Raw genomic sequence first — 14,290 nt, 5'->3', positions numbered from 1 at the left:
CTCAGCTGTTGCAACAACTGCCGCAAATGATACTGCTAGTAGAGGCTTCTCAAACTTCGCTTGTCATCAAAAAAGCACTTGATGCCGGTTTGATTAAAAGTCCCGATCCCGATCACCCTCGTGCCGGATACGCCAAAGCGGGGTGAGTCCGGTGCCGGTTAACCCCAACGTTATGTCCTTATTGCCTAGCAGTCTCAGCGCTGACTTGTGATAAAATCATGCAATATATTTTCTGTCTGAGGTAAATACTTTGGAAATACAGTCACTTACAATATCTGAGCGAATTATTCTAGCCGAAGCTTTGTGGGACAGCGTAATCGCGGAAGATGCGATAATTGAACTCACTGAGTCCCAGAAGGAGGAGCTAGACCGGCGATTGAAATCGTTCGAAATCGACCAAGATATAGGTTCTCCGTGGTCAAGTGTTAAAGCGCGAATACTTTCAAAGTAAATGAATTACGCGCTTACACTTCGGAAAGAAGCCGAATTTGATATTGGCGAGCATTTCCGTTTCTATGAAGAGAAGAGAGAGGGTCTTGGCTACGATTTTCTCCTATGTGTTGAAGAGGCTTTAGATAAGGTTCAAAGAAACCCACTTATTTACCGTAAAGTTCACAAAGAATTAAGACGGATTCCAATACGCAGGTTCCCTTATCGTGCTTTCTACTTCGTTCAAGGTAAAAGAATAATTATCACGGCGGTTTTTCATGTGCGTAAAGATCCTACATCTTGGTCCAGCCGCACATAAACAAGCCATTAAATACACACCGTCCGCTTGCAGGTCGCTCGTTCCTCGCGCCGTTTATGGCAAGCGTTGGGCGGTCTGTCCTTCTCATGACGAGAAAGCGGAACTTCGTCATTTGATATCGTATAGGATACGGTCTTGACTGAGTTTTGATTGCGATAGGAAAACACCTCATGATCGAAGTTGGCCTTAATGAAGCAGAGACGCGCTCCGAACTGATCGACCCCGCGTTAAAAGCCGCCGGCTGGGGCGTGGTGGACGGCAGCCGGGTGCGGCGTGAGGTGATTACCTTGGGGCGCTTGCAGGGTGCGGGCAAACGCGGCAAGCAGGATATTACCGATTATGTGCTGTTTTATAAAGGCCAGAAGCTGGGCGTTATCGAGGCGAAAAAGCAAAGCCTGCCAGATACCGAAGGCGTGGCACAGGCTAAGCGCTATGCTGAGCGCCTGCAAACCCGCTTTACCTATTCCACCAATGGCGTCGGTATTTATCAGATTGACATGCACACCGGCAAGGAGGCTTATGTCGATCGCTACCCCACGCCCGAAGAGTTATGGGCGCTGACCTTCGCCAAACCGAATCCCTGGCGTGAACGTTTCGGCGAAGTGCCATTTGAAGATAAGGGCGGTTTCTGGCAGCCGCGTTATTACCAGCACAATGCGATCAATAACGCTCTGGAAGCCATCGCCGAGGGCGAGCAACGCATATTACTGACGCTGGCTACCGGCACCGGTAAAACCGCGATTGCCTTTCAACTGGCCTGGAAACTGTTTCACAGCCGCTGGAATTTAAGCAGGGAACCCAATCGACGGCCGCGCATTCTGTTTCTAGCGGATCGCAATATTCTGGCCGATCAGGCCTACAACAGCTTTTCCGCCTTTCCGGAAGATGCGCTGGTCCGCATTGATCCGGAAACCATCCGCAAGAAAGGCCAGGTGCCGAAAAACGGTAGCCTCTTTTTTACCATTTTCCAGACCTTTATGTCGGGCCAGGATAGCCAAGGCAATTCGCTGCCCAGTTTTGGCGAGTATCCGCCGGACTTCTTTGATTTGATTATTATCGATGAATGTCACCGTGGCGGTGCCAATGACGAGAGCAACTGGCGCGGCATTCTGGAGTATTTCTCGCCCGCCGTGCAGTTGGGTTTAACCGCCACGCCCAAACGCAAACACAATGCCGATACCTATGCCTATTTTGGCGAGCCGGTGTATGTCTATTCATTGAAACAGGGCATTAACGACGGTTTCCTTACCCCGTTTCGGGTACAGCAGATTGCCACCACGCTGGACGATTATGTGTACACGCCCGATGACACGCTCATTGAAGGCGAAATAGAAGAAGGCCGGCGTTATACCGAAGATGACTTTAATCGGGTAATCGAGATTAAAGAGCGCGAAGCCTACCGGGTGAAACTGTTTATGGACATGATTGACCCGAACCAGAAGACGCTGGTGTTCTGCGCCACTCAGGAACATGCCCTGGCCGTGCGGGATTTGATTAACCAGTATAAAACCAGTAGTGATCCGAATTACTGCGTGCGGGTAACCGCCAATGACGGCGCCGAGGGCGAGCGTTTTCTGCGCCTGTTTCAGGATAATGAAAAAACCGTCCCCACCATTCTGACGACATCGCAGAAGCTCTCGACCGGAGTGGATGCGCGTAATATCCGCAATATAGTGTTGTTACGCCCGATAAACTCGATGATCGAGTTCAAGCAGATTATCGGTCGCGGCACGCGCCTGTTTGACGGCAAGGACTATTTCACCATTTATGATTTTGTAAAGGCCTATGAGCACTTCAACGACCCGGAATGGGACGGCGAGCCGTTGGAACCGGAAGTCTGCAAACGCTGCGGCAATATTCCCTGTACCTGCGCGGTAACACCGCCCGAGCGCTGCAAAATATGCGGACGGACCCCGTGTGAGTGCGATCGGCCGGAGCCGGAATTTTGTCCTTATTGCGGTGAATTTCCTTGTATTTGTAAGAAGACGGTTAAAGTGAAGATCAAGCTGGCCGATGGCAAAGAACGATTGATTCAATACATGAGTTCCACCAGCTTCTGGGGGCCGGATGGAAAACCCCTGTCAGCCGCGCAATTTGTCGAGCGTCTGTTTGGCCAATTGCCGGAATTATTCAAAAACGAAGATGAACTGCGCAGACTTTGGGGCCAGCCACAAACCCGCAAGAAACTGCTTGAAGGGCTGCAAGAACGTGGCTACGGCATGGAGCAGTTGCGGGAAATCGGCAACATGATCCATGCCGAGAAAAGCGATCTCTATGATGTGCTCGCCTATATTGCGTTTAATCAGCCGCCGCTCAGCCGCGCCGAGCGTGTCGAATCGCATCGCGCGACTATTTTTAACCATTACCCGGATTATCCGCAACGGGAGTTTCTACAGTTTGTGCTCGGCCACTATGTTGAACGCGGTGTCGGTGAATTGGATCTGGAAAAACTGCCGCAGTTGATCGAGCTGAAATACCACAGCCTCCATGATGCCGTTAACGAACTGGGCGAGGTGAGGCACATTCGGGAAGTGTTTGTGGGGTTTCAGCAGGATTTATACTGAAGGCAGATTCGCTTTAGCCATCCGCCATCAGAGACTTGTTGATTCTACGTTGATACTGAAGTTACGGGCGATTAGCCAACTTATGTCGCGACGGCTTGGATGATGAAAATCTTAGCAGTTGTCTGGATTTTATTGGTCGGGGTGGTGTGGTGATAGCTAAGTATGGGAATGCTTGACGTGGAATAGAGGTTTGCGGCGGTATGCGAATATCTGGGGTGTTAGATTTTCTCGGGTTGTGTAAAAATGTAAATTCAGACAGTCTACGGATACACCCATGAGCAATCGAACTGACCTAGCTTGGACTTTTATATTACTGGCTTTAAGCCAATCAGCCATTAGCGCCGATACTGAACTTAACCCCGAGTTTTCTATTTGCATGGATCAATCGGGTGGCGTGACGATGAACATGATTGACTGTATCACTGAGGAAGATCAGCGGCAAGATACGCGGCTTAATCGTGTCTACAATGAATTGATGGGAACGCTTTCGGCAGAGCGCAAAACCGCGTTGCGAGACGCGCAACGGGCTTGGTTGAAATACCGCGAGGCGAATTGCCATTTTTATGATGATCCTGATGGTGGATCAATAGCCCGTGTTCAGGCCAACGATTGTTTCATGACTGAAACGGCTCAACGAGCCAAAGAACTGGAAAATATTAGGTCTATGAGGTGATGCCACTCAGCACCGTAGTACCGTAGGGCGTTTTCGCGCCAGCAAAACGCCATGAATCAGCAAGCCTCTAATGGCGGATTGCTAAAGCGAGTCCGCCTTACGGGTTACGGGTTGGTGTCAAAAAATTTTACATTATTTTTATTAAGTTTTTATCGTAAGTGTTAGTCTGTCGAATGGCTGTTAGCCCAAGCTAGACGCGACTTTGGAGATAGCGTTTAGTACAAAATCTGACCGCATTTTCTTTGTAATTATTCAGACCCCTACGTTAAAAACAAGCTGGAACTTTGCATCCCCCTTGAAAAAGGGGGATTTATTTAAAAAATCTCTCCTAACCCCTCTTTTTCAAAAAGGGGTCTGAATATTTACTTTTTTCTTTTACCGCCATTTTTTGTCCTTATTGCAATCCCGTTTTTAGTATTTGTCGATAAATTTTACAATAGTTAGCCAATATTTGTCGCAGCATAAAAATAATCTATAAAAATCAATGCAATAAAGAAAGGTACGATTTTTGCTTTAAATTTTCGTAGGGGTTAAAGCAATTAATTTTAGAAATCCAGTGCCGACCAAAGTTAGGACCGTGAGGCTAATAATTGTTCAACCCTTTTTGAAAGATATCGATCATGTTCGCAACTAACCTGAGTGCAGAGATATCTTTTTTATTTTTTCGTATTCTTGTCATTAGGAGGCTTCAATGCTATTCAACAAGGCCCTGCTTACGTCTGCTATTTTAGTCGGCGGTCTCGGTTTTTCGGTCGCAAGCTATGCGGCACCCATCACGCTTAATCCCAGCGATTTCACAGGGGGAACTGTTACGGATGATTTCGGCGACACAGCTGACATAAATTTCACCTGGAGTGTTAGTGGCGACATGCGTAAGTGGAGCGGCGGCTATAGTGGAGAGGATGCGTTTTACTGCGGAACTAATGCGACAGCCGAATGCTTTTTCAATTTAGAACCACTCGGCGGCGCCTTACTAACCCTGATTTCCTTTGATCTTGGAAACTATCTAAACAGAAATCCATCAGTGCCTTGGTCCATTTTCGATCTTAATGATCTAGATAATGCAGTTCTAACGGGTACTGCAGAAATACTTGCTACTTCTCCGTTCAGCGTTACAGCGAATGTCACTTCTTCGACAGGCTTTCAGGTCCGTTTCGGTCCAGACGGGTGGAACAATGGCCTGACTTCGCTGACCTATACCATTAATGATCGGCAGACCGGATCGGTTCCGGCTCCTGGTGCGCTTGAGCTTTTGGGGTTAGGTCTACTGGGTTTTGCAGCAAAGCTACGGCGCCGGGTATCAGCTAAGGCCGGGTCGGCGTGACGGGATTGCGCCCGTCATCCCACCCACACCACCGGACATGCAGTTTTCCGCATCCGGCGGTTGGAGCTAATGGCTATCGCCACTCAAACTTTGCATAGTCCATAGGTTAGCCTACCTCCGTTGGTTGAATGGATCAGCAATGCAACGATGATAAGACTGAGCATCAGCGCTACGCCTTTCCAGAAAACAACCGGGTTTCGTTCGATCAGCGGAGGTCGGGTTTTATTCAAAAATCCCCAACGTTTCGGTTTGCCCTAAACAATTCGGCTGACTTCGGCCAACGTCAAAACGTTTAGGACGGGGTTGCAAACCCCGTCCTGCCAGGGAATTGTTACCCGACATCAATGCGACCGAAGCCATGGCGCCGGCGATCGCGGAATCGATTCGTCGGGAGTTATTACGCCTGAACAGCGAATTCGCTCATTACACGCCGGCCGAAAGACAGCTGCCCAAACTGACTTTACATGCCTTTGCCGATCCCGACTATTTTCCCGCAGGTGTGAAACATCGCTATACGCGAAACTAATTGCATAACTCTTGAGTAATTATTCACATCCACTTATCGCTGCCATGCTCCAACGCTCATCGTTATACATAAATTGTAGGGTAGGTACGCTGCGCGTACCAAAGTCGTGCCCTTCTGCGGGACGGGTTATTTAACCCGTCCCCAACGTTTCGGTTTGCCCTAAACAATTCGGCTGACTTCGGCCAACGTCAAAACGTTTAGGACGGGGTTGCAAACCCCGTCCTGCCAGGGACATGCTGGTTTTTGGGTTTTAGCTGAAAAAACTTGCTAATCAGGAAGGACTTTGAATTGACTCCCTTGATACTCGAAAATTAACTAACCTTAATGAAGGTGTTATACCCATCGTAGATCAAAATTCGGCACCGGGGTGCCCGTCAAAGGACGCCGTGAATACGTCCATGTAGGCTCTATGCCAGCATCCATGCTGGCAAAGCCTTAGCGAGCGCCATGGATGGCGTGAATGTCGATTTTGCAGGAGCAAAAATCGACCTAGCACCCCGGCGCCTCCTTAAGCATCGCCGAAATTTGAAGTGCGAAAGGTATAGGAAAAACTTGAAACCTCGAAGGGGAACAATATGCTTTGGCTTTTACTGTTACACATAGCGGCTGTGATCTGTTGGTGCGGATCATTGCTCTATCTGCCCGCGTTGATGACGGGTGTTTATTCTGATAGTGAAGAGGAAAGCCACCAAGCCTTGACGCTCAAAGTCTTCAGCAGTCTCGCGACGCCGGCCGCGCTGGTCGCGATCGCATCGGGTACTGGCTTGTTCCTAACCGGCGGCATTATCGACCGATGGCTTATTTTGAAGCTAATCCTGGTCGTGATACTCGTAATGTGTCATGCTCTTACCGGCTGGATTCTAATTCGTACCGAGCAAGCGCCCGATAAAAATTTCACCCTGCCGTGCGTAGCAATCGGAATTACGGCAGCGATATCCATTCCGGCAATCGTTTGGGTTGTGTTGACCAAGCCTTTTTAGGAGTTAACTGTGAGACATCTCAAGGTGACTATATCAAGGTTCGGAATGAACTCCGACGCCATGTCCATAAACCAGTTGCCCGCCCAACATGCTGGTGACGGCAATCAGCGCCGCCGTCAGCAGCGAAATATACAAATACCAAAAATCGAAGCCGCTTTCGTCATAAAAGCGCAACGCCCAATTGAACGAAGCCAGCGCCAGCGTCATGACCGCCAGCAGTGCATGGATCCAAGCGATAAGCAAATTTCGGATGCGCGGAACGAATACCAGATCGATGAAGCCCGCCAGCCCGGCAAACCAGCCGCCGAAGCTGCCAAGACCCGACAGCCACAAACCGACTCGAATCCAGAATGGGTCCGTCGTATAGAGATAGGCCAAATCGGCTCCTACCAAGCCGAGCAAAAAGGCTACCGGGAAATGGATCAGCATCGGGTGGATCGGATGTCCGCCGATGGACATACGGCTGATGATGGGTTCTTTCGCCATTACGCTCTCCTTTCTCGGTTGAAGTCGGAATTATCAACGATGATTCCAAGTTTAACCTTACCCTCGCTAATTATCACTCTTAGTTTTCTGAGCGGCTGCAGCGGTCCTCAATCCATTTTAAATCCCGCAGGACCCTCGGCGCTTGCCGTAAGCAGGCTGTGGTGGGGGATGTTCGGTTTTTCGGTTACGGTATTGCTGGTCGTCATGACTTTATGGATTTATGCGATGCGGCGTAAACCGCGACCGCTCACCGAAGCGCAAGCCGATAGGATCAATCAGAGTTGGATCATCGGCGGCGGACTGGTGCTGCCTATCGCCGGCATCGTCGCGCTGCTAAGCTTCAGCATTCCGATGGGCTATCGCATGTTGCCTTTGCCCGTTGCCGGACAGTCGGTGCCGCATATCGATGTCATCGGGCACCAATGGTGGTGGGAGGTCCGCTATCCCGATACCGATATCGTGCTGATAAACGAACTGCATCTGCCGGCAGGGACGCCGGTCGATATCCATGTGACCAGTTCCGATGTCATTCATTCGTTCTGGGTGCCGAGGTTGGCCGGTAAGATCGATATGATTCCGGGGCGCACCAATGTCTTGCGGATCGAAGCCGATGCGCCGGGGCAATTATTAGGGAAGTGCGCGGAATTTTGCGGAGTGGGCCACGCCCACATGCTGCTGGAGGTTCAGGTTCATACGCCTGAAGATTATGAAGCGTGGCTGGAGGCATATGAATACGAATAATGAAACCCGAAAGACTAGGGACGCTCTGCACGATGAATTTCTCAAGGTCTGGGGCAATCCGCGCGGCTGGCATGCATTGACCATCGTCAACCATACGACGGTCGGCATTCGCTTCATGGTCACGGGCGGCATCTTCTTTCTGATCGGCGGATTGCTCGCGATGCTGATGCGCACGCAACTGGCATTGCCCGAACAGGACATCATCGAACCGAAACTCTATGATCAGCTGTTTACGATGCATGGAACGGTCATGATGTTTCTGTTCGCGGTGCCCGTGCTCGAAGGTTTGGCGATGTATCTGATCCCGAAAATGATCGGCGCGCGCGATTTGGTGTTTCCGCGTCTTAGCGCTTTCGGTTACTGGTGTTATCTATTTGGTAGTCTGATTTTGATGTCGAGTTTAGTGTTGGGCATCGCGCCGGCGGGCGGTTGGTTTATGTACACGCCTTTGACCAACAACGTTTACTCGCCGGGGCCGAACGTCGATTTCTGGCTGCTCGGCGTCACGTTTATCGAAATCTCGGCGGTATCGGCCGGCATCGAACTAACCGTGTCGATTTTGCGCACACGCACTTCCGGCATGGCATTGCTGCATATGCCGCTCTTTTGCTGGTACATTCTGGTCATGGCGCTGATGATCGTATTCGGTTTTCCGCCGCTGATACTAGGCAGCATCCTGTTGGAGCTGGAACGCGCTGTCGGCATGCCGTTCTTCGATGTCGCACGGGGCGGCGACCCGATTCTCTGGCAACATCTGTTTTGGCTATTCGGCCATCCCGAAGTCTATATTATCTTCTTACCGGCCGCGGGTATCGTTTCGACCCTGTTGCCGGTATTCTCGCGCCAACCCATCGTCGGCTATCGATGGATCGTGCTGGCCATTATCTCGACAGGGTTCATCAGTTTCGGTTTGTGGGTGCATCACATGTTTACGGTCGGGATTCCGCAGTTGGCCCAGGCGTTTTTCTCGATGGCTAGCATGCTGGTGGCGATTCCTACCGGTATTCAATTGTTCGCCTGGCTGGCGACATTGTGGACGGGGCGGCCCGTTTACCATGTGCCGATGTTATGGCTGGTCGGCTTTTTATTTATTTTCATGATAGGCGGCTTGACCGGCGTCATGTTGGCCTTGGTGCCGTTTAACTGGCAGGTGCACGACACGCATTTCGTCGTCGCGCATTTGCATTATGTGATGGTCGGCGGCATGCTCTTTCCTTTGCTGGCGGGGCTTTATTACTGGTTGCCGCATTTCTCGGGGCGAATGCCGTCGGATAAACTCGCGCGCTGGGGCTTCTGGCTGACGTTTGTCGGTTTTAACACGACATTTTTGGTGATGCATCTGACCGGGTTTCTCGGTATGCCGCGGCGCGTTTACACTTATCAAGCCGGAATGGGCTGGGAACTGCCTAACAGCGTGTCGTCGGTGGGCGGTTTTATCATGGCTATGGGTATCGCGATGGTTCTGCTCGATATCGTATTGCATTTTCGCTTCGGACGCCCTGCCGGATCTAATCCTTGGGGGGCCGATACGCTCGAATGGGCGACCGATACGCCGCCCCAACCTTATAATTTCATCAGCTTGCCGGACTGTCCAATGCGGCATCCGATGTGGGATCAACCGGATCTGCAAACAACGATAGCCGAAGGACATCACGGGTTATCGGAGATCGATCATGGCAGGCGAGAGACCTGGGGTTCGGACCCGGTGTCCGGCGCTATCCGCGAAATCATTCATCTGCCCGGTAATTCCTGGCTGCCTTTTTACTCGGCTTTGGCGTTATCTGTTCTATGTATCAGTCTTTTGACCCGCACCTATAGCATGGCCCTGATCGCGGTAGTAGCCAGCCTGTTGTTGCTGCTAAGCTGGTCTTGGAAAAACTGCGTATATCTTGAAGCGGATTCTGCTGTGAAACCCGGCTATCCGCCACTGCATTCGCGCACTTTCAACGGCCCCGGTTTGTGGGGCATGGTCGTAACGCTCTTGGCCGACGGCGCGCTGTTTTTGGCCATACTTTTCGGCTGGCTCTACTTGCGGGTCGTGGCACCGAACTGGCAAGCGCCCGATACGGCGCCGTTGGCTTGGCTGCCGTTGCTGATCAGTGGTGTATTGCTTACGGTCGCAACATTTTGGCATCATTTTATCGTGCGCCGCTTGCGCGCGGGTAGGGATGATCATCTGCAGGGTCAATTATGGGGCATAGCGGTGATCGGTTTGGCTCATTGTTGTGTATTCATCTGGGCCTGGTCGGCTTCGTCTCTGGTTGCAACACAAACAGCCCATGATGCCGTGATCGCGGTGATACTGATGTATCAATTGTTTCACAGCGGACTCGCCGTGATCATGACGGCGCTGCAGGCCAAGCGCGTAGCTTATGGCTATGTCGGCAAGACTGCGCCCTATGAAATTGCAGTCGTGAAACCCTGGTGGATTTATACGAACGCCGTATTCTGGCTAAGCTTTCTCGCCGTCATCATGCTGCCTATTGCTTGGAGAAGCGCCTGATGATTTCAACGTATCATCCAATGCAACTGACTTTGGGGCTAATTGTCTGGATAGTCTGGTTTATCGTGAAGTACGGGGCCTTGGTATTATTCTGCGAACAACTGCCGCCTCCTGTCGAACAAGGGGCTTTCACTTGGATCAATGCGACGCTGTTGAGCGGTTCCGTAGCCGTAACCGCTCTGCTGTTGTTTTGGGCAAATAATTGTTGGCGGGCGGCGAGAATCGGCAGCAATGAAGCCGATTCCGAAATCAATACGTTTATCGCCGGATTGGGCGCCGGCATCAATCTGTTGGGCGCCGTCACGACGCTCAGCCAGGGGCTCATCTCGCTGCTATTACCGCCATGTTTGTAAGGCTTGCATTGTTCGCGGTCTCGGCTTCGCTAGTTAATCCTGCAAATGCTCATGGCTGGGACGATAACGCAGATGAAGACTTTTTTTCTGCCATGCTCGGCGGACTGTTGCCGGCCGCTCTTTGGTTGATCTATGTCGTCGGTGCCGGTCGCATCCGGCCTACAAATAACCGCCGGTTGATGTTTCATGGAGCCAGTCTCCTCGCTGTCATGACGATGTTCGGCAGTACGGGCGGTTGGCTTGATGAAAGCTCGACCCTGCACATGGTTCAACACATGCTGATACTGGTCGTTATCGCCCCGCTTTATGTATTGGCTCGGCCTTTGCCGCAATGGCTTGCCGTAAGTGGAAGAATCGGCATCCGGCTGTGGAAACCTTTTTTAAGGCTGAGTCGTCACCCGTTGCGGACCGGTATCCTGCAAAGTCTCGTAATCTGGTTCTGGCATACGCCGGTTTTTTATAATCTGGCGCTGGCGAGTCCCTGGTGGCATCTTGCCGAGCACTTGAGTTTCGCATTCGCCTCCGGCTTATTTTGGTGGTCGATTTTGCTAAGGCGCACCTTAACCGTGCTGCCGGCTTTATTGTTAACGCTAATGAGCACCGGCATGCTCGGAGCCTTGCTGACCTTCGCGCAAACTCCGTTCTACAACGATTTGCTCAATATTCAAGACCAACAATTGGCCGGTTTGATCATGTGGGTGCCGGGAGGCCTATTTTATCTTCTTGCTGGCGGCTGGTGCAGTCTGCGCTTATTTACGAAGTGTATACCCATCGTAGATCAAAATTCGGTACCAGGGTGTCCGTCGAAGGACGCCGTGAATACGTCTCTGTAGGCTTTATGCTGGCCCCTCTCGCCTAGCGTTAGGTGAGGGGCAGCACACCCTAGTGCCTCCTCAGACACTGCCGAAATTTGAAGTCCGAAAGGTATGCATGAACACTAATTCGCCCTGCTTGGCTAACGTGCTTCTAGCCGCCGAAGATTTTTAACAATGTCCGAAATCACCGACCTGTCCCTAACCATGAGGCTATGCACAATCGCATTAGCCCGTTTGTTGTTAGCAATTTTCCAATCAGAGCTTTTTGACGGAACAATCATGGCATCGAAAGGTGTTCTATACGAATAGAGCTGAATATTTTCGAGTCTATTTTCAGTAATTGCTAAATCAGCGAGAAAGCGGCTATTTGGCCTCATATCTTTTGCCCCTTTGCTTGGGTAAAAATAAGCTGTCATCGTTCCGTAATGTGGGCCGGATATAGCAAAAAAAGCCTTGGTTCTCTCGTGTCCTTCGAGGATTTGCAGATAATAACGAGAAACCATACACCCCATGCTAAAACCGATAATAGCAATAGGTTGGTCTACGCTAATTTGTTGATCGATATAATTTTTTAGCTTTATCGATAAATCAGTGATGCCTAATTCGGCGTTGGACGGTTTTAAATTAGGTGCGTGGCATTCATGCCCGCTTGCTTCAAGCTTAGAGGTCATATGTTTAAAAACACGGCCGGTATCAAATATACCGTGAACTAGTATGACCTTCATTTTTAATTGTCTCCCTTTATATGCCCATCGCAGATCAAAATTCGGCACCAGGGTGTCCGTCAAAGGACGCCGTGAATAGATCCCATGAAGGCAAAGCCTTTGCCGAGCACCCCGGCGCCTCCTTATGGACTGCCGAAATTTGAAGTGCGAAAGGTATATTAATTAAGTCTGTTTTTGTTCTGCTGAACAGGGCGGGGTTTGTAACCCCGTCCTGAACGTTTCGAACGTGGCCAAGCCAAACCAAAACGTTCGGGGCGGATTAAATAACTCGCCCCGCCAAGAAAAAGCGATGCAAATCCATTGCAAAATCAACTGTGTCAAGACTGTTGATCAGCAATTCTTTTATTTGATAAGCGCTAATTTCTGCAATTTCTTTATACGGTGTATTTCTGGCAATATAACTTTGCATGAAGTTTAAAATATCCGAACTGTTCATAATCCGCTATCAAAAAATGTTTTAAGCCTGATTTGCACCTTTAATATCAACAACCATTTGTTCAAGCTGCTCAGCTAACTTGTCAAAAGTGATTTTTTCAAATTTATCCACCCATTCTTCAATATTGAGCGTGTCTTCCTCAAACCCTAAAACCTCTTCCAGGTCTACCGCAAAATAAACAATATCAAGACTGCTGGTCAACAGCTCTGACATACGATAGTCAGCAATGTCGGCAATATCTTTATGTGTAGTATTGTTGACAATATAATCTTGCATAAATTGTAAAATCTCTGTTTTATTCATTTAGCGTACCTTTCTTACACAACCATAAATTACGTTAAAACCCGCGCCCATTGTCAGCAGATTGATAGCCTGATTCTGACTTTCTGCTTTGGCAATCTCTTTGAGAATATACATAATGCTGGCGCTGCTCATATTGGAAAACTTTTCATAATGTGCGACAGAAGGGGCAATAGTACCACGCGGCAAGCCCAGTTTTTTGCTGAGTTTTAACAACAGCAGAATACCGGCTGGATGAATCGCCCATTGGTTATTGCTGCGCCAGGTCTGTTCGGTTTCTTTTAACACTTCCAGAACAAACGCTTGCACATCTCGGTTAAAAGTCGTTTCATCAGCCAGTTCAAAGCTGTAATAACCGTCATAACCCCAATGGATTAAATCCAGTCCTTGTTGGGCTTTTTGGGTGTAGTGAATCTGCTCCAGCTCCAGCGCCATGTCGCCTTGTTCTGCATCAGAGGAAATCCACAACGCAGCCGCGCCGTCGCCAAAAGTGCAATTACCCTGCCAAACATCTACCTTTTTGGATTGTAAATTAGCCAACGTACAAGGCACTTCGATGCTGACCACTAAAATATTTTTAAAGTCTGAACTTAAAGATTTAGCCAGATTCAAGGCTTTTACTCCACCGGTACAGCCGACATGGCCTAAGTCTATAATCAAACTGTTGGGGCGAATCAAATCCGGCAAATGACGAGCTAAACGATAACTGATCCCTGGCATAATAGTACCGGTAGCGCTGATGGTGAACACAGCATCAAACGAAATATTTTTATCGGCAAACGCTTCAGAAAGCTGTAAGGAAAGACCGGCAATAGACTCATCGATTCCCCGTTCGAAACCGGCGGCTTTTTCGTCAAAGTTTTTAAAGTCCAGCCAACCATCTACAACGCGGCGGGTGCGTTGCCCAACGAGAAAATATTTAACCGCCTTGTGCAGTTTTTCCTTTTCCTCTACATCCATGTCCAGCTTGTCTACAGCTTCTTCGTAATAACCAAGCAGGTCGTTGTTTGAATTAAAAATGCCTGTTTCCAGGGTGAATATATTATTGATATAACGGATGGGGTTCAAATTTAATTCCTTACAATGTTTATTGGCTATATCTTTCGTACTTCAAAT

Annotated in this window: 16 protein-coding genes; 11 read left to right on the top strand and 5 right to left on the bottom strand. The window is 49.6% G+C overall.

Annotation, left to right across the window (positions count from 1 at the left end; all coding sequences use genetic code 11):
- Window positions 1-250: 250 nt before the first annotated feature.
- From METBU_RS29210 to METBU_RS0107015, 7 genes are all read left to right on the top strand, one after another.
- Window positions 251-451 carry an addiction module protein gene (locus METBU_RS29210; RefSeq protein WP_017839943.1) on the top strand — a complete coding sequence of 67 codons (201 nt, stop codon included), beginning with the start codon at window positions 251-253 and terminating at the stop codon, window positions 449-451.
- Window positions 452-748, top strand: a complete 297-nt coding sequence (locus METBU_RS0107040) for a type II toxin-antitoxin system RelE/ParE family toxin (protein ID WP_017839942.1) — start codon at window positions 452-454, stop codon at window positions 746-748.
- 170 nt (window positions 749-918) lie between these two features.
- On the top strand, window positions 919-3,312 hold the full coding sequence (gene hsdR / locus METBU_RS0107035; protein WP_017839941.1) for an EcoAI/FtnUII family type I restriction enzme subunit R: 2,394 nt from the start codon (window positions 919-921) through the stop codon (window positions 3,310-3,312).
- A gap of 274 nt (window positions 3,313-3,586) precedes the next feature.
- Window positions 3,587-3,985, top strand: a complete 399-nt coding sequence (locus METBU_RS0107030; RefSeq protein ID WP_017839940.1) for a lysozyme inhibitor LprI family protein — start codon at window positions 3,587-3,589, stop codon at window positions 3,983-3,985.
- A gap of 691 nt (window positions 3,986-4,676) precedes the next feature.
- Window positions 4,677-5,309, top strand: coding sequence for a hypothetical protein (locus METBU_RS0107025; RefSeq protein WP_017839939.1), 633 nt, complete (start codon window positions 4,677-4,679; stop codon window positions 5,307-5,309).
- 328 nt (window positions 5,310-5,637) lie between these two features.
- Window positions 5,638-5,835, top strand: a complete 198-nt coding sequence (locus tag METBU_RS0107020) for a hypothetical protein (RefSeq protein ID WP_017839938.1) — start codon at window positions 5,638-5,640, stop codon at window positions 5,833-5,835.
- A gap of 575 nt (window positions 5,836-6,410) precedes the next feature.
- Window positions 6,411-6,815 carry a CopD family protein gene (locus METBU_RS0107015; RefSeq protein WP_017839937.1) on the top strand — a complete coding sequence of 135 codons (405 nt, stop codon included), beginning with the start codon at window positions 6,411-6,413 and terminating at the stop codon, window positions 6,813-6,815.
- 33 nt (window positions 6,816-6,848) lie between these two features.
- On the opposite strand, the gene METBU_RS0107010 is transcribed toward METBU_RS0107015, so the two are convergent.
- A complete protein-coding gene (locus METBU_RS0107010) occupies window positions 6,849-7,301 on the bottom strand; it encodes a DUF2231 domain-containing protein (RefSeq protein WP_017839936.1) in 453 nt (150 codons plus the stop codon).
- A gap of 39 nt (window positions 7,302-7,340) precedes the next feature.
- On the opposite strand from METBU_RS0107010, the gene coxB reads away from it, so the two are divergent.
- Genes coxB through METBU_RS23525 form a run of 4 tightly spaced genes read left to right on the top strand, consistent with a single transcriptional unit; the run spans window position 7,341 to window position 11,731 of the window.
- Window positions 7,341-8,042 (top strand): cytochrome c oxidase subunit II, encoded by a 702-nt coding sequence (gene coxB, locus METBU_RS0107005; RefSeq protein ID WP_235726386.1) that lies wholly within the window; start codon window positions 7,341-7,343, stop codon window positions 8,040-8,042.
- On the top strand, window positions 8,029-10,545 hold the full coding sequence (gene ctaD / locus METBU_RS0107000) for a cytochrome c oxidase subunit I (protein ID WP_017839934.1): 2,517 nt from the start codon (window positions 8,029-8,031) through the stop codon (window positions 10,543-10,545). The genes coxB and ctaD overlap by 14 nt, the downstream gene beginning before the upstream one ends.
- On the top strand, window positions 10,545-10,898 hold the full coding sequence (locus tag METBU_RS0106995) for a hypothetical protein (protein ID WP_017839933.1): 354 nt from the start codon (window positions 10,545-10,547) through the stop codon (window positions 10,896-10,898). The genes ctaD and METBU_RS0106995 overlap by 1 nt, the downstream gene beginning before the upstream one ends.
- On the top strand, window positions 10,889-11,731 hold the full coding sequence (locus METBU_RS23525; RefSeq protein WP_017839932.1) for a cytochrome c oxidase assembly protein: 843 nt from the start codon (window positions 10,889-10,891) through the stop codon (window positions 11,729-11,731). The genes METBU_RS0106995 and METBU_RS23525 overlap by 10 nt, the downstream gene beginning before the upstream one ends.
- A 122-nt stretch (window positions 11,732-11,853) precedes the next feature.
- Here METBU_RS23525 and METBU_RS0106985 read toward each other — a convergent pair whose 3' ends face one another.
- The 4 genes from METBU_RS0106985 to METBU_RS0106970 all read right to left on the bottom strand — a co-directional run bounded on the left by METBU_RS0106985 (window position 11,854) and on the right by METBU_RS0106970 (window position 14,242).
- Window positions 11,854-12,438, bottom strand: coding sequence for an esterase/lipase family protein (locus tag METBU_RS0106985; RefSeq protein WP_014147662.1), 585 nt, complete (start codon window positions 12,436-12,438; stop codon window positions 11,854-11,856).
- Between the two features lie 259 nt (window positions 12,439-12,697).
- The gene (locus tag METBU_RS27980; RefSeq protein WP_175421671.1) at window positions 12,698-12,847 is read right to left on the bottom strand and encodes a hypothetical protein; all 150 of its coding nucleotides are present in this window, start codon (window positions 12,845-12,847) and stop codon (window positions 12,698-12,700) included.
- 48 nt (window positions 12,848-12,895) lie between these two features.
- Window positions 12,896-13,177, bottom strand: a complete 282-nt coding sequence (locus tag METBU_RS0106975) for a hypothetical protein (RefSeq protein WP_017839930.1) — start codon at window positions 13,175-13,177, stop codon at window positions 12,896-12,898.
- The gene (locus tag METBU_RS0106970) at window positions 13,178-14,242 is read right to left on the bottom strand and encodes a beta-ketoacyl-[acyl-carrier-protein] synthase family protein (protein ID WP_017839929.1); all 1,065 of its coding nucleotides are present in this window, start codon (window positions 14,240-14,242) and stop codon (window positions 13,178-13,180) included.
- Window positions 14,243-14,290 lie beyond the last annotated feature (48 nt).

Origin of the sequence: Methylotuvimicrobium buryatense 5G (assembly GCF_000341735.1) — a bacterium.
Lineage (GTDB): Bacteria > Pseudomonadota > Gammaproteobacteria > Methylococcales > Methylomonadaceae > Methylotuvimicrobium > Methylotuvimicrobium buryatense.
The sequence above is the reverse complement of the archived record's forward strand: the minus strand, read 5'-3'. Positions and strand labels throughout refer to the sequence as shown.

What these genes read in the sequence shown, in the direction of transcription:
- METBU_RS0107040 (WP_017839942.1), top strand. Translation starts at nt 452, where the DNA reads ATGAATTACGCGCTTACACTTCGGAAAGAAGCCGAATTTGATATTGGC.
- hsdR (WP_017839941.1), top strand. Translation starts at nt 919, where the DNA reads ATGATCGAAGTTGGCCTTAATGAAGCAGAGACGCGCTCCGAACTGATC.
- METBU_RS0107030 (WP_017839940.1), top strand. Translation starts at nt 3,587, where the DNA reads ATGAGCAATCGAACTGACCTAGCTTGGACTTTTATATTACTGGCTTTA.
- METBU_RS0107025 (WP_017839939.1), top strand. Translation starts at nt 4,677, where the DNA reads ATGCTATTCAACAAGGCCCTGCTTACGTCTGCTATTTTAGTCGGCGGT.
- METBU_RS0107015 (WP_017839937.1), top strand. Translation starts at nt 6,411, where the DNA reads ATGCTTTGGCTTTTACTGTTACACATAGCGGCTGTGATCTGTTGGTGC.
- METBU_RS0107010 (WP_017839936.1), bottom strand. Translation starts at nt 7,301, where the DNA reads ATGGCGAAAGAACCCATCATCAGCCGTATGTCCATCGGCGGACATCCG.
- coxB (WP_235726386.1), top strand. Translation starts at nt 7,341, where the DNA reads ATGATTCCAAGTTTAACCTTACCCTCGCTAATTATCACTCTTAGTTTT.
- ctaD (WP_017839934.1), top strand. Translation starts at nt 8,029, where the DNA reads ATGAATACGAATAATGAAACCCGAAAGACTAGGGACGCTCTGCACGAT.
- METBU_RS0106995 (WP_017839933.1), top strand. Translation starts at nt 10,545, where the DNA reads ATGATTTCAACGTATCATCCAATGCAACTGACTTTGGGGCTAATTGTC.
- METBU_RS23525 (WP_017839932.1), top strand. Translation starts at nt 10,889, where the DNA reads ATGTTTGTAAGGCTTGCATTGTTCGCGGTCTCGGCTTCGCTAGTTAAT.
- METBU_RS0106985 (WP_014147662.1), bottom strand. Translation starts at nt 12,438, where the DNA reads ATGAAGGTCATACTAGTTCACGGTATATTTGATACCGGCCGTGTTTTT.
- METBU_RS27980 (WP_175421671.1), bottom strand. Translation starts at nt 12,847, where the DNA reads ATGCAAAGTTATATTGCCAGAAATACACCGTATAAAGAAATTGCAGAA.
- METBU_RS0106975 (WP_017839930.1), bottom strand. Translation starts at nt 13,177, where the DNA reads ATGAATAAAACAGAGATTTTACAATTTATGCAAGATTATATTGTCAAC.